Raw genomic sequence first — 13,480 nt, forward strand, 5'->3', positions numbered from 1 at the left:
CGAGACGTGTCAGCTACGCAAGGCGCGCCCGCGCAATTCGATGGTGTCGCGGCGCCGACGCGCGGTAGTATGACGCCAATATTCCTTCAGGAGAAAACGCGGGGAGCGAGCGATGGAGCTGAAATTTTCCAAAGTGGAACGCAAGGGACCGATCACGATCGTCACGCTGTCGCGTCCCGAGGTTTACAATGCGCTGCACACCGACGCGCATTTCGAGCTCCAGAAGGTGTTCGACGATTTCTCGGCCGATGCCGAGCAATGGGTCGCGATCGTCACCGGCGCCGGCGACAAGGCGTTCTGCGCCGGCAACGACCTGAAGTGGCAGGCTGCCGGCGGCAAGCGCGGCTGGGACAAGGGCGGCTTTGCCGGCCTCACTGCGCGATTCGACTGCGACAAGCCGATCATTGCCGCGGTGAATGGTGTGGCGATGGGCGGCGGCTTCGAGATCGCGCTCGCCTGCGACCTGATCATCGCCTCGGAAAACGCCACCTTCGCCCTGCCCGAGCCGCGCGTTGGGCTCGCCGCGCTCGCCGGCGGCCTGCACCGGCTGCCGCGTCAGATCGGGCTGAAGCGCGCCATGGGCATGATCCTCACCGCGCGCCATGTCAGCGCCAAGGAGGGCCATGAGCTCGGCTTCGTCAACGAGGTGGTGCCGCAGGGCGAGGCGCTTGCGGGCGCACTGCGCTGGGCGGAGATGATCACCAAGAACTCGCCGATGTCGATCCGGGCCTCGAAGCAGACCATCCAGAAGGGCCTCGCCGTCTCGCTGGAGCAGGCAATCGAGGAGCAGCGGGAATATCCGGCGGTGAAAGCGATGGTGGCGTCGCAGGACTACATCGAGGGCCCGAAGGCGTTTTCGGAGAAGCGCCCGCCGAAATGGGTGGGGAAGTAGGGGCTTCCGTCATTCCGGGGCGCGCCACTTGGCGCGAGCCCGGAATCCATCGAGCGGCAGAGACTGCGGATGAATGGATTCCGGGTTCGTCGCTTCGCGACGCCCCGGAATGACGAGGAGAGTGTGGCGCACCACTGCATCAACACCGTCACTGCGAGCGCAGCGAAGCAATCCAGACTGTCTCTGCGGCGACAGTCTGGATTGCTTCGTCGCGAGGGCTCCTCGCAATAACGGAGGATGCAGCGCCGCCTACCCGTCTCGCGACAGCTCGCGCTTGTAGGAGGCGTAGTTCGGCTGATCGACCGCAAGCTTGTCCATCGTGGTCGCCCACAGATGCTCGGCGAGGCCCGGCGTTGCGAGGTCGAGCTCGCCCCTGGCGATGCGATCGGCGAGGGCGCGGTTGAGGTCCGTCACCGAGCCGTCGATGCCAAGCAGTGCACGCAGCCGCTCCACCTCTTTCGCATCGCTCCCCTGCTCCTGCGTCAGCTGCCGGGTCACGAGGTCGAGGATGTTGATGGCGACGCGCAGCTTGAACGCCTGATGGCCGGAGATCAGCGGCGTGATGTCGCTCCGGAGGAAATCGGCGACTGACTTGGTCAGCTCGACCGGTGTCGGTTCGTCCTGCATGCGTCAGCTCCCGCGCGGCGCCAAGAGCCGCAACAGATCGATCTCGGTCTCGGAGGCGCGGCGGCCGATCATGGCGCGCTCCATGGAATGGTCCGGTCCCTCGCGGAACCGCTGCATCATGCCACCGCACATGATGCCCCAGCGCAGCGTGCCCATCACTTCCCAGAATTTTACGCGCGCGGGATCGACTTTTCGGCCCGCCGCTTCGTAACCGGCGAACAATTCCTCGCGTGTGCCAAAACCGCCGACGGGCTTGTCGATCTCGCCGAACCGCCAGGAATTAACGCAGACCCAGCCGAGATCCTCCATGGGATCGCCGAGATGCGCAAGCTCCCAGTCGAGCACGGCGCGGACGCCGTCGGCACCGATGATGAGATTGCCGTTGCGGAAATCGCCATGCACCAGCGTCTCCTCGGCAGAGGGGCCGGGATCGTTGTCGCGCAGCCAGCGCAGCGCCAGCTCGAACACGGGCTTGGGCCAGCTCAGGCTGCGATAGTCGCGCTCGAATTCGCCGATCTCCTTCGCCGCAGTCATGCGCCGCAGCTCGGGCAGCTTGTCCAGCGGCAGCCTGTGCAGGCCCGCAAGCACGCCGCCGATCTGCCGCGCGAGATGCGGCCGCGCCGCCGCGAACTCGTCGTCGCGCAGGATCTTGCGCGCGATGGTCTCGCCCTCGACCCGCTGCATGATGAAGCCGGTGCCGAGATCGTCCGCGGCCGTCAAGACATGCATCACGCGCGGCGACGGCACGCCGGCCTCATAGGCAAGCTGCATCAATTGCGCTTCGGCGCCGAGCCCCGCCGCGCGCGTTGGAGCTGCGCCATAACCCTTCGGTGAGCGGCGCAGGATCGCGCCGATCGGTCCATCGGGATGCACGATGTCGAAGCGCCAGGTTTCCTGGCTGGCACCACCGGACAGCTTGGCCGCGCCGGTGACGCCGGTTGCCCCCTCGCACCAGCGCGCGACGCTGCGGGAGAGTTGCGCTTCGATCATTTGCCCTTGAACTGCGCCGGGCGCTTCTCCAGGAACGCGCCGACGCCTTCACGGAAGTCCTGCGTGTCGCCGGCGCGAAGCTGGCACTGGAATTCGAGATTGAGCTGATCCTCGAAGGAATTTTCCGGACTGTCCCAGTAGAGCTTGCGGATCAGCGACAGCGCAACCGTCGGGCCGCTGGCAAGCTCGCGCGCGAGCTTCATCGCCTCCTCCATCAGCACACCGTCGTCGTAGACGCGGTTGACGAGGCCCCATTCCAGCGCCTTCTCGGCCGGGAGCCTCTCGCCCATCAGCGACAGTTCGATCGAGCGGGCCCGGCCGACGAGGCGCGGCAGCAGCCAGGTCGAGCCGCAATCCGGCACGAGGCCGATGCGGCGGAAGGCCTGCAGGAAATAGGACGAGCGCGCGCACAGGATCATGTCGCCGAGCAGCGCGAAGCTCATGCCGGCGCCCGCCGCCGGGCCGTTGACCGCGGTGACGATGGGGCAGTGCAGATTGCGGATGCGGCGCAGGAACGGGTGAAAGCCGGTCTCCAGCGTCAGGCCGGCCTTGGTCTTCTTCGACTGGTTGTTGCGGCCCTGAAGATTAGCGCCCGTGCAGAACGCCCGTCCCGCGCCGGTCAGCACGACGCAGCGCACCTCGTCCTTCTTCTCCTCGATCGCATCGAGCGCGTCGGCGAGGCCGCCCAGCATGTCCACGGAGACCGCATTCATCACCTCCTGATGGTCGAGCTTGAGGATCGCGACCGAACCATCGAAATCGAGCGTGACGTGTTTGAACTGCATGGTTTCCTCGTCGGTTGCGGCCTGTGTCAGTTTCGCAGACCGGAATTAGTTTTGCCGGGGCGCATATTTGATTTTTGGCGCGGTCTTGTCCATGGTGATCAGAGCATAGCAAGCAATCTTGCGCGCAGCGGCTGATGCGCGTCATGCCAAAAACCGGGAAACGCGCCATGAGCCTTTTCGACCTCTCCGGCCGCGTCGCCGTGATCACCGGCGGCAATGGCGGCATCGGGCTCGGCATCGCGCAGGCACTGGCCGGCCAAGGCTGCAACGTTTCGATCTGGGGCCGCAATCCTGACAAGAACAACAGCGCTGCCGCGAGCCTGGCGGGCCTTGCCGGCAAGGTGGATACCCGCGTCTGCGACGTCACTGATCCGGCCTCGGTCAATGCCGCGATGAAGGCCACGCTCGACATTTTCGGCCGGGTCGACGGCTGCTTCGCCAATGCCGGCATCGGCGGCGGCGGCCGGCGCTCCTTCATCGAGCGCACCGAAGAGGAATGGCGCACGATGTTCGCGACCAATCTCGACGGCGTGTTCCACGCGTTCCAGGCGGCCGCCAGACACATGACCGACCGCGCCAATGCCGGCGATCCCTTCGGCCGGCTGGTGGCGACCTCGAGCCTCGCCTCGATCTTCGGCACCGCGCGCAACGAGCACTATGCCGCGACCAAGGCTGCCATCAACGCGCTGGTGCGCGCGCTCGGCGTGGAGCTGGCGCGCGACGGCGTCACCGCGAATGCGATCCTGCCCGGCTGGATCAAGAGTGACATGACCGCGGGGCTCATGGCCAACGACAAGTTCGTCGCCAATGTGATGCCGCGCATTCCGCAGCGCCGCTTCGGCGAGCCCGGCGATTTCGGCGGCATCGCCGTGTATCTGATGAGCAAGGCCTCGTCCTATCACACCGCGGATACGTTCGTGATCGACGGCGGCTATACGGCGTTTTGATCTTTTCAGGATCGCAACCCGGATGGAGCGCAGCACAATCCGGGATGACCAGAAACACCAGACCCGGATCTCGCTGCGCTCCGTCCGGGCTACAAAAGATATCGAGGGGACAGGGCAAATGTTTTCCCACATCATGATCGGCACCAACGACCTCGACAAGGCCAAGGCGTTCTACGACCAACTGCTCAGCACACTCGAGGTGCGGCCGGCCAAGGTCGACGGCCATCGCATCTTCTACTTCACCAAGACAGGCGTGTTCTCGGTGACGAAGCCGATCAACGGCGAGCCGGCGACCTGTGCGAACGGCGGCACCATCGGCTTTGCCGCCAACTCGCCTGAGCAGGTCGACAAGTGGCACGCGGCCGGCGTCGCTGCTGGCGGAACGCCGATCGAGAATCCGCCCGGCATCCGCGAGGGCGCGGGGAACAAGCTTTATCTCGCTTACCTGCGCGACCTCGACGGCAACAAGATCTGCGCGATGCACCGGATGCCGAACTAACAGCAGCAAGCGCTGTCATTCCCCGCGGAGGCGGGGAATCCAGTACGCCGCGGCCGCTCGATTCAATCACGTCCGTCGCAGCGTACTGGATCGCCCGCCCCAGTGCGCAAGTGCGCACAAGGCGGGCGATGACAGCGGAAGTTGTGGCAATCGTCCCCCGTTCAAACAACATTTCAAACACCTCGCGAAATTCCATCACGTGGCATGGGCCGCGTGAAAAAATGCGCGCTCGCACTTTGGCGGCGCTGCGATTATTCTCCCCAGTACGATCTCAGTCACCCCGGGAGGAACAATGACAAAACACACCTACATACCCCGCACCACCAACTACACCCTCAATCCCGGCGACGAGCTCAACGACCTCCGCATGTCGGACCAGGTCCGGCCGCTCTACGACCACGTCAAGAAGTTCATCCGGGACACCGTCGAGCCGATGTCGATCGAGTTCGCCAAGGCGGGCGAAACCAAGGAAGATCGCTGGAGCTTCACGCCGAAGCAGCTCGAAGTGCTCGAGGTCGCCAAGAACAAGGCCAAGCAGGAAGGCCTCTGGAACTTCTTCCTGCCCGATGACGAGACCGGCCAGGGCCTGAAGAATCTCGACTATGCCTATATCGCCTCCGAGCTCGGCAAGAGCCCGCTGGCCTCCGAGACCATGAACTGCTCTGCGCCCGACACCGGCAACATGGAGGTGCTGGAGCGCGTCGGCACCAAGGAGCAGAAGGAGAAATGGCTGAAGCCGCTGCTCAACGGCGAGATCCGCTCGGCCTATGTCATGACCGAGCCGAACGTCGCCTCCTCCGACGCCAAGAACATCTCGACGACGGCAAAGCTCGTCGGCGACGAATGGGTCATCAACGGCGAGAAATACTACATCTCCGGCCTCGGCGATCCCCGCTGCAAGATCCTCATCGTGATGGTGAAGACCAATCCGGACGCCGCGCCGAGCAAGCAGCAGTCGCAGATCCTGGTGCCGCGCGACACGCCCGGCGTCGAGGTGCTCGGCCCCATGTACGTGTTCGGCCAGGACCACGCCCCACGCGGCCACATGCAGATGCGCTTCAACAACGTGCGCGTGCCGAAGGAGAACATGCTGCTCGGCGAAGGCCGCGGCTTCGAGATCTCGCAGCTCCGCCTCGGACCCGGGCGCATCCATCACTGCATGCGCACCATCGGCAAGGCCGAGAAGGCACTCGACCTGATGGTGCAGCGTGGCCTCACCCGCGAAGCCTTCGGCAAGAAGATCGCCCATCTCGGCGGCAACATGCAGATCATCGCGCAGGCGCGCTGCGAGATCGAGGCGATGCGGCTGATGGTGCTGAAAGCGGCGAAGGCCATGGACGTGCTCGGCAACAAGGAAGCCCGCGTCTGGGTCTCCATGGTCAAGGCCATGGTGCCCGAGCGCGCCTGCAAGATCATCGACCAGGCGATCCAGATGCACGGCGCCACCGGCATCTCGCACTGGACCCCGCTCGCCGAGATGTACCAGGACGTGCGCCACCTGCGCTTTGCCGACGGTCCGGACGAGGTGCACTGGATGGTGGTCGGCCGGCACGAGCTGAGCATGGCTTGAAGTCTATCCCTCCCTCTCCCCGTACTTACGGGGAGAGGGCTGGGGTGAGGGGCTGCTTCCACAACTACGGTGACAGACGGACTCGCGGAGAGTCCCCCTCACCCGCCGCGCTCGACGCGCGTCGGCCTCTCCCCGCAAGCGGGGAGAGGCGAAGACCTCGCAAGGAGCATCCATGGACTACACCCCGAGCGACCTCACGCCGCGCGAGCGCTACAAGGTGCTGACCTCCTTCGTGCTGCCGCGGCCGATCGCGTGGGTGACGTCGATCGGGTCGACCGGCGTGGTCAATGCCGCGCCGTTCAGCTTCTTCAACGTGTTCTGCGAGGATCCGCCGCTCTGCATGTTCGCGGTGAACCGGAAACCGAACGGCGAGGAGAAGGATACGCTTGCCAACATCCAGCGTACCGGCGAGTTCGTGGTCAACATCGCGGACGAGCCGCTGGCGCGGGCGATGCACGAATCCAGCGGCGATTTTCCGCCCGAGATCGGCGAGCCCGGCTACCTCGGGCTGATGCTTTCGCCGTCGAAGACGATTGCCGTGCCGCGGCTCGCCGACACGCCCTGGGCCATGGAGTGCAGGACCTGGAGGACGATCGACGTCAACGGCGATCGCCAGTTGATCATGGGCGAAGGCCTGCATTTCTACATTCGCGACGAGCTCTGGGACGAGGCGGCGATGCGAGTGCACATGGACCGCTACCACCCGATCGGCCGCATGTTCGCCGACCGCTACTGCCGCACCGACGACCGCGTGGTGTTTCCGGCAGCGGAGGGTGCGAAGGGGAAGTAGCGGACGCTACAGCAAAGGCGCGCTCCCTGGCCCCGTTCTTACGGGACCGCGACGAGCTTCGCTCACGCTGAGAGCGTTGGGGCGAGGGGCTGCTTCCGAAAAGACGGTGACAGTCGGACTCGCGGAGAGTCCCCTCACCCGGAATCCGCGCTTTCAGCGCGCATTCCGGCCTCTCCCCGCACGCGGGGAGAGGGAGTACAGCACCTACGATGCAGCCGGCTCGCCGATCTTGTCCTGCGTCTTGGTGTCGAAATCGCCGGCGTCGTGGCGCTCGTGGAGCTGGCTTGCGGGATCGCCGGAGACGCGGTTGACCATGCGGCCGCGCTTCACAGCCGGGCGTTTGGCGATCTGGTCGGTCCAGCGCTGCACGTTCTTGTAGTCCTGCACGGAGAGGAACTCGCCGGCACCGTAGACCAGTCCCTTGGCGAGCGCGCCATACCAGGGCCACACCGCGATGTCGGCGATGGTGTACTCGTTGCCCGCGAGATATTCGTTGTCGGCGAGGCGCCGGTCGAGCACGTCGAGCTGGCGCTTGGTCTCCATCGCGAAACGGTCGATGGCGTATTCGATCTTGGTCGGTGCGTAGGCGTAGAAATGGCCAAAGCCGCCGCCGAGATACGGCGCGCTGCCCATCTGCCAGAACAGCCAGGACATCGCTTCGGTACGGGTCTTGATGTCCTTCGGCAGGAAGGCGCCGAACTTCTCGGCGAGATAGAACAGGATCGAGCCGGACTCGAACACCCTGACAGGCTCAGGGCCGGAGCGGTCCATCAGCGCCGGAATCTTCGAGTTCGGGTTGATGTCGACGAACCCGCTGCCGAACTGGTCGCCATTGCCGATCCTGATCAGCCAGGCGTCGTATTCGGCGCCCTTGTGGCCGAGCGCCAGAAGCTCCTCCAGCATCACCGTCACCTTCACCCCGTTCGGCGTCGCCAGCGAATAGAGCTGGAGCGGATGCTTGCCGACCGGCAGCTCCTTGTCGTGGGTGGGGCCGGCGATCGGCCGGTTGATGCTGGCGAACTGCCCGCCGTTCTCCTTGTTCCAGGTCCAGACTTTGGGCGGCACGTAGGCGGGGGCGTCGGTCATGCGGGGGCTCCGGGGCGGAAAGATGCGCCTGCATTAATTAGCCCGCGAACGGCCGATGACAAGGGCGCAGAAATGCATTGCCGGACGGGGCAACTCTATGTTTCGTCATGGCAAGCCACTTCCCCGCCGTCATTCCGGGGCACCCGGAGGGCGAGCCCGGAATCCATCAGGCCCCAGGAATGCTCGGAGAAATGGATTCCGGCTCGTCGCTCCGCGACGCCCCGGAATGACGATCGGAAAGAGCCAGGCTCAGGACGCGGCCGCAGTCAGCCCTGCTCCGCACGCCCCAGCAAAAACCCCTCATACCCCTTCGCCGCGACCTCGTCGCAGATCCGCCGGTAGACCCCGACGCCGCCGATATAGGGCATGAAGATGCGCGGCTTGCCGGGGATGTTGGCGCCCATGTACCAGGAATTGGCCTGCGGATAGAGCGTGCCATGGGCAACTTCGTTGACGTGCGCGACCCACTTGTCCTCCGCTTCTCCCCCCGCCTCCATCGTGGCAAGGCCTTGCTTGCGCATGTGGACGAGGCAATCGGCGATCCAGTCGACATGCTGCTCGATCGACACGATCATGTTGGACAGCACGGACGGGCTGCCGGGCCCGGTGATGATGAAGAGGTTGGGAAAGCCTGCGCTCATCAGGCCGAGATAGGTCTTGGGGCCCTCGGCCCATTTCTGGTTCAGCGTCCGCCCGCCGCGACCGCGAATGCCGATCCGGGCGACCGATCCGGTCATGGCGTCGAAGCCGGTCGCCATCACCAGCGCATCGACCTCGTGATCTGCCCCCGCGACACGGACAGCGTTCGCGGTGATCTCCTCGATCGGATTGGTCTTGATGTCGACCAATGAGACATTCGGCCGGTTGAAGGTCGCGAAGTAATCCGTATCGATGCAGATGCGCTTGGTGCCGATCGGATGGCTGTTCGGCTGGAGCAATTTCGCAGTGCTGGCGTCCTTGACGATCTCGGTGATCTTGCCGCGCACGTAGTCGGCGGCGGTGTCATTCGCGGCCAGATCCAGGCCGAGATTGTTGTAGGCGTACATGAAGGTGAGCCCGCCGCGATCCCAACGCGCCCCGTATCTGGCGTGCCTGTCATCCTCGCTGTCGTCGAGAGCGCCGCGATCGGGCTGCTCGGCATAGATGCCGTTGCGCGCGACCTCGCGGGCGAAGCGACGGATCTCCGAATAGTTGTTGCGGAACGCATCGCGTTCCTCATCGGTCAGCGTGGCGTTGCGGGCGGGAATCGAGAAATTCGCGGTGCGCTGGAAGACGGTGAGATGCTTTGCCTGCTCGGCAATGATGGGCGCCGACTGGATGCCGGATGAACCGGTGCCGATGAGGCCAACGCGCAGGCCCGTGAAGTCCACGGGCTCGTGCGGCCAGTTGCCGGTGTGGTAGACGGGACCTTTGAAGTTTTCGAGACCCTTGATGTCGGGCTTGCGCGCGTTCGACAGGCAGCCGGTGGCGAGCACGACGAACTTCGCTTCGACCGTCTTTCCGCCGGAAATCGTCACCGACCAGCCATTAGTCTGTTCATCGAAGACAGCGCGCTCGACGCGCGTGTCGAACTGGATGTCGCGGCGCAGATCGAAACGATCCGCGACATGGTTGGCGTATTTCAGGATCTCTGCCTGCGGCGCGTAGCGTTCGGTCCAGTCCCATTCCTGCTGGAGCTCCTCCGAGAACGAGTAGGAATATTGCATGCTCTCGACATCGCAGCGCGCGCCCGGATAACGATTCCAGTACCAGGTGCCGCCGACCCCGCCGCCCTGCTCGTAGACTCGCGCCGAGAAGCCAAGCCTGCGCAGCCGATGCAACATGTACATGCCGGCAAAGCCGGCGCCGACGATGACCACGTCATAGGCTTCACTGGCCTCGGCCGGACTCGATTGCGCTGGCGACATCGGTTGGCGCTCCCTCGTTGTTGTCTGTTGTTGTTCGCCAGCATTCTCTCACGTCGGCCAAAGCGCAAGAGGCTCATTCACGGCCGCCGCTCCGCTTATTTTGCGCGACGGAATGGCTCCTCGCGTGGCGTGGCGCCTATACGCAAGATGCGCGGCGAAATCCGGCTTGGCATCGCCGGCGACGATGAGTTAGCGTCGCGCGGCCTTCGCCAAGGACAACAAGAACGCAAAGCAATAACAGCAACGCGACGGCCGCCGGGAGAGAGCCATGAAATCGCCGATCTGCGACATGCTGGGCATCGAGTTCCCGCTGCTCGCCTTCAGCCATTGCCGCGACGTCGTCGCCGCCGTCAGCCGCGCCGGCGGCTTCGGCGTGTTAGGTGCCACCGTGCACACGCCTGATACGCTCGAACGCGAGCTGAAATGGATCGACGACCACGTCGACGGCAAGCCCTACGGCATCGACGTGCTGATCCCCGAGAACATCTCGACGGCGGGCGAGAAGGACGTCACCTGGAAGAGCCTGGAAGCGCGCGTGCCGCAAGAGCATCGCAACTACACGCGCGACCTCCTGAAGAAGTACGACATCGAGCTGACGACCACTGAAATGGCCGACAACCAGCCGCAGCCGTTCGACGGAAAGACGGCGCTTCAACTGCTCGAGGTCTCGTTCAATCATCCGATCAGGCTGATCGCGAACGCACTCGGCGTGCCGCCGAAAGCGATGATCGAGATGGGCAAGAAGCACGGCGTGCCGGTCGCAGCTCTCGTCGGCGCCAAGGAGCACGCGCTGCGCCAGGTCGCGGCCGGCGTCGATATCCTCGTGGTCCAGGGCACCGAGGCCGGCGGCCATTGCGGCGAGGTGTCGACCATGGTGCTGGTGCCGGAGGTGATCAAGGCAATCAAGAAGATCCGCGACGTGCCGGTGCTGGCGGCCGGCGGCATCATGACGGGACGGCAGATGGCGGCCTGCATGGCGATGGGCGCGGCCGGCGCCTGGACCGGCTCGGTGTGGCTCGCGACCGTGGAAGCCGAGACGACGGAAATCTTCCGCGAAAAGATGATCGCCGCGTCCTCGCGTGACGCGGTGCGCTCGAAGGGACGTACCGGAAAGCCCGCCCGGCAGCTCCGCTCGGTGTGGACCGATGCCTGGGACCGCGCGCCGGAGAGCCCCGGTGCGCTGCCGATGCCGCTGCAAAGCATCATCAGCCGCGACGCCTTCAATTCGATCGACCGCGCGGCGGCGGCTGGCAACGCCAGGGCGCGCGATCTCGTCAGCTACTTCGTCGGCCAGGGCGTCGGCCTGATCGACGGCGTGAAGTCGGCGGGCGCGGTGGTGCAGGAGTTCAAGGAAGAGTTTGCCGAGGCCGTCGAGCACATGAATGAGCTGGTGGCGGAGTAGCACCCACATCGTCATTGCGAGCGTAGCGAAACAATCCAGACTGCCGCCGCGGAAAGATTCTGGATTGCTTCGCTTCGCTCGCAATGACGAAGCAACTGATATCGTGAATTGAGGCCATGACCGACAATACCAACATCCCCGAAGACCGCATCCCCGTCATCGTCGGCATCGGCGAGATCGTCGACCGCCCCAAGGAGATCACCGAGGGCCTCGAGCCGTTCGATCTGCTCGAACAGGCGCTGCGGCGCGCCGAAGCGGATGCCGGGGCAAAGCTGCTCGGCGAGGTGCAGTCGCTCGACGTCGTCAACTTCCTGAGCTGGCGCTACCGCGACCCGGAAAAGCTGCTGGCGCAGCGACTCGGGATCACGCCTTCGCATTGCTATTACGGCCCGGTCGGCGGCGAGAGCCCGATCCGCTACATCCACGAGGCCGCAAAGCGCATCGCGCGCGGCGAATGCAGCGTTGCCGCGGTCTGCGGTGCGGAGGCGCAGTCGACCGCGACCAAGGCCGAGCGCGCAGGCGCGAAGCTGCCATGGACGCCGTTCGCGCATGATGTCGAGGAGCCCAAGCGCGGCGCAGCGTTCCAGAAGCCGCTGGCCGTGAAGCTCGGCGTGTTCCGGCCCGTCACGGTCTATCCGTTCTATGAGGCGGCCTCCTCCGCTCATTGGGGCCAGACGCCGCGCGAGGCGATGGCGGAATCGGGCACACTGTGGTCGCGCTATTCCGAGGCCGCCGCACAAAATCCAAACGCCTGGCTGAAGCGACGCTATGCGCCGGACGAGATCACGACGCCGACCGCGGACAACCGTCTCATCGCCTGGCCTTACAACAAGCTCATGGTCGCCAACCCCAGCGTCAACATGGGTGGCGCGCTGCTGCTCACCAGCCTTGCCAGGGCGCGCGCGGCGGGTATCGCCGAGGACAGACTGGTCTATCCGCTCGGCGGCGCCTCGGCGGAGGAGCCGCGCGACTATCTCCTGCGCGACCAGTTCTACGAGAGCCATCCGCAGAATGCGGTGCTGAAAGCCGCGGTGGACCTCGCCGGCGGCGACGGCACGGCATTCGAAGCGATCGAGCTCTATAGCTGCTTCCCCTGCGTGCCCAAGATGGCGCGGCGGACGCTGGGCCTTTCCGCCGACGTGCAGCCGACCGTGACCGGCGGCCTCACCTTCTTCGGCGCGCCGCTCAACACCTACATGACGCATGCGGCCTGCGCGATGGTGCGGCGCCTGCGCGATGGCGCCAGGCTCGGCCTGCTCTACGGCCAGGGCGGCTTCGTCACCAAGCATCATGCGCTGGTGGTTTCGAAGGCGCCGCCGCGCGCGGCGCTGGCGCAGGAGACGAGCGTGCAAGAAGAGGCCGACCGCAACAAGCGCGCGGTGCCGAATTTCGTCGCGGAAGCCTCGGGCAAGGGCAAGGTCGAGAGCTTTACGGTGCTCTACGGCCGCGGCGGGGATGTCGAGCACGGTGTGGTGATGCTGCGCACGGAAGATGACCGCCGCACGCTGGCACGGATTCCGGCGGGTGATACCGCGACGCTGGCGCATCTCCTCAACATGGATCGCACGCCGGTCGGCTCGCTTGGCGAGATCGCGATGGCCGGCGATGGCGTACCGGAGTGGCGGGTATCCTGATCTCCCTCTCCCCGTTCTTACGCAGGGCTGTCCGGGGAATGATTCACTGTGTCGCGGAGCATGCCCGGTTTAACCGGCGTGAAGCAGGTACTTTCTGGTTGTCGAGACTCAGAAGGTGACCGGGCATGCGGTTTAGCGATAGCATTTTTGGAAGGCTCCTTGAACCGATCAATCGGCGGCAATTTCAGGCTGCTGTGGATCGTGTGGACGGGGATGCCTACGACAAGTCGTTCAAGAGCTGGGATCATTTGGTCGCGCTGATCTATGCGCAACTGAGCGGTCACGCCAGTTTGCGTGCCGTGGTGACGGGCTTCAACGCCAACCCTCAGCACCACTATCATCTGGGAACGG

The 13,480-nt window shown here is 65.0% G+C and carries 13 protein-coding genes; 8 read left to right on the plus strand and 5 right to left on the minus strand.

The window, feature by feature from the left end; all coding sequences use genetic code 11:
• The first annotated feature begins 112 nt into the window (after window positions 1-112).
• The gene (locus tag BM118_RS38135) at window positions 113-892 is read left to right on the plus strand and encodes an enoyl-CoA hydratase-related protein (protein WP_092192900.1); all 780 of its coding nucleotides are present in this window, start codon (window positions 113-115) and stop codon (window positions 890-892) included.
• A 249-nt stretch (window positions 893-1,141) separates the two neighbouring features.
• Here the strand turns inward: BM118_RS38135 and BM118_RS38140 are convergent, their stop codons facing one another.
• The 3 genes from BM118_RS38140 to BM118_RS38150 are packed head-to-tail and all read right to left on the minus strand — an operon-like array spanning window position 1,142 to window position 3,294.
• Window positions 1,142-1,519, minus strand: coding sequence for a DUF6285 domain-containing protein (locus tag BM118_RS38140; RefSeq protein WP_092192902.1), 378 nt, complete (start codon window positions 1,517-1,519; stop codon window positions 1,142-1,144).
• Window positions 1,520-1,522: 3 nt separating this feature from the next.
• A complete protein-coding gene (locus BM118_RS38145; protein WP_092192904.1) occupies window positions 1,523-2,509 on the minus strand; it encodes a phosphotransferase family protein in 987 nt (328 codons plus the stop codon).
• A complete protein-coding gene (locus BM118_RS38150; RefSeq protein ID WP_092192906.1) occupies window positions 2,506-3,294 on the minus strand; it encodes an enoyl-CoA hydratase/isomerase in 789 nt (262 codons plus the stop codon). Before BM118_RS38150 ends, BM118_RS38145 begins: the two co-directional genes overlap by 4 nt.
• 167 nt (window positions 3,295-3,461) lie before the next feature.
• Between BM118_RS38150 and BM118_RS38155 the strand changes: the two genes are divergently transcribed.
• The 4 genes from BM118_RS38155 (at window position 3,462) to BM118_RS38170 (ending at window position 7,100) form a co-directional block, all read left to right on the plus strand.
• Window positions 3,462-4,241: an SDR family NAD(P)-dependent oxidoreductase gene (locus BM118_RS38155; protein ID WP_177235051.1), complete on the plus strand. Its 780-nt coding sequence runs from the start codon at window positions 3,462-3,464 to the stop codon at window positions 4,239-4,241.
• Window positions 4,242-4,359: 118 nt separating this feature from the next.
• Complete coding sequence (locus tag BM118_RS38160) at window positions 4,360-4,740, plus strand: VOC family protein (protein ID WP_092192910.1); 381 nt, start codon at window positions 4,360-4,362, stop codon at window positions 4,738-4,740.
• 292 nt (window positions 4,741-5,032) lie between these two features.
• Window positions 5,033-6,310 (plus strand): acyl-CoA dehydrogenase family protein, encoded by a 1,278-nt coding sequence (locus BM118_RS38165; RefSeq protein WP_092192912.1) that lies wholly within the window; start codon window positions 5,033-5,035, stop codon window positions 6,308-6,310.
• 172 nt (window positions 6,311-6,482) lie between these two features.
• A complete protein-coding gene (locus BM118_RS38170; RefSeq protein ID WP_092192914.1) occupies window positions 6,483-7,100 on the plus strand; it encodes a flavin reductase family protein in 618 nt (205 codons plus the stop codon).
• Between the two features lie 204 nt (window positions 7,101-7,304).
• Here the strand turns inward: BM118_RS38170 and yghU are convergent, their stop codons facing one another.
• Together yghU and BM118_RS38180 are read right to left on the minus strand one after the other, a co-directional pair.
• Window positions 7,305-8,186, minus strand: coding sequence for a glutathione-dependent disulfide-bond oxidoreductase (gene yghU / locus BM118_RS38175; RefSeq protein WP_092192915.1), 882 nt, complete (start codon window positions 8,184-8,186; stop codon window positions 7,305-7,307).
• 266 nt (window positions 8,187-8,452) lie between these two features.
• Window positions 8,453-10,093 (minus strand): flavin-containing monooxygenase, encoded by a 1,641-nt coding sequence (locus BM118_RS38180; RefSeq protein WP_092192917.1) that lies wholly within the window; start codon window positions 10,091-10,093, stop codon window positions 8,453-8,455.
• Window positions 10,094-10,361: 268 nt separating this feature from the next.
• On the opposite strand from BM118_RS38180, the gene BM118_RS38185 reads away from it, so the two are divergent.
• The 3 genes from BM118_RS38185 to BM118_RS38195 all read left to right on the plus strand — a co-directional run.
• Entirely contained in the window at window positions 10,362-11,495 is a 1,134-nt protein-coding gene (locus BM118_RS38185; RefSeq protein ID WP_092192918.1) for a nitronate monooxygenase, read from the plus strand.
• Window positions 11,496-11,611: 116 nt separating this feature from the next.
• A complete protein-coding gene (locus tag BM118_RS38190; protein WP_092192920.1) occupies window positions 11,612-13,129 on the plus strand; it encodes an acetyl-CoA acetyltransferase in 1,518 nt (505 codons plus the stop codon).
• Between the two features lie 125 nt (window positions 13,130-13,254).
• A partial coding sequence (locus BM118_RS38195; RefSeq protein WP_143099468.1) for a DUF4372 domain-containing protein occupies window positions 13,255-13,480 on the plus strand: 226 nt, incomplete at its 3' end.

It is taken from the genome of Bradyrhizobium sp. cf659, assembly GCF_900113725.1.
Lineage (GTDB): Bacteria > Pseudomonadota > Alphaproteobacteria > Rhizobiales > Xanthobacteraceae > Bradyrhizobium.

Bases quoted from the DNA above. Each gene is read 5' to 3' on its own strand.
- BM118_RS38185 (WP_092192918.1), top strand. From the start codon at position 10,362: ATGAAATCGCCGATCTGCGACATGCTGGGCATCGAGTTCCCGCTGCTC.
- BM118_RS38180 (WP_092192917.1), bottom strand. From the start codon at position 10,093: ATGTCGCCAGCGCAATCGAGTCCGGCCGAGGCCAGTGAAGCCTATGAC.
- BM118_RS38165 (WP_092192912.1), top strand. From the start codon at position 5,033: ATGACAAAACACACCTACATACCCCGCACCACCAACTACACCCTCAAT.
- BM118_RS38135 (WP_092192900.1), top strand. From the start codon at position 113: ATGGAGCTGAAATTTTCCAAAGTGGAACGCAAGGGACCGATCACGATC.
- BM118_RS38140 (WP_092192902.1), bottom strand. From the start codon at position 1,519: ATGCAGGACGAACCGACACCGGTCGAGCTGACCAAGTCAGTCGCCGAT.
- BM118_RS38150 (WP_092192906.1), bottom strand. From the start codon at position 3,294: ATGCAGTTCAAACACGTCACGCTCGATTTCGATGGTTCGGTCGCGATC.
- BM118_RS38190 (WP_092192920.1), top strand. From the start codon at position 11,612: ATGACCGACAATACCAACATCCCCGAAGACCGCATCCCCGTCATCGTC.
- BM118_RS38160 (WP_092192910.1), top strand. From the start codon at position 4,360: ATGTTTTCCCACATCATGATCGGCACCAACGACCTCGACAAGGCCAAG.
- BM118_RS38145 (WP_092192904.1), bottom strand. From the start codon at position 2,509: ATGATCGAAGCGCAACTCTCCCGCAGCGTCGCGCGCTGGTGCGAGGGG.
- BM118_RS38170 (WP_092192914.1), top strand. From the start codon at position 6,483: ATGGACTACACCCCGAGCGACCTCACGCCGCGCGAGCGCTACAAGGTG.
- BM118_RS38155 (WP_177235051.1), top strand. From the start codon at position 3,462: ATGAGCCTTTTCGACCTCTCCGGCCGCGTCGCCGTGATCACCGGCGGC.
- yghU (WP_092192915.1), bottom strand. From the start codon at position 8,186: ATGACCGACGCCCCCGCCTACGTGCCGCCCAAAGTCTGGACCTGGAAC.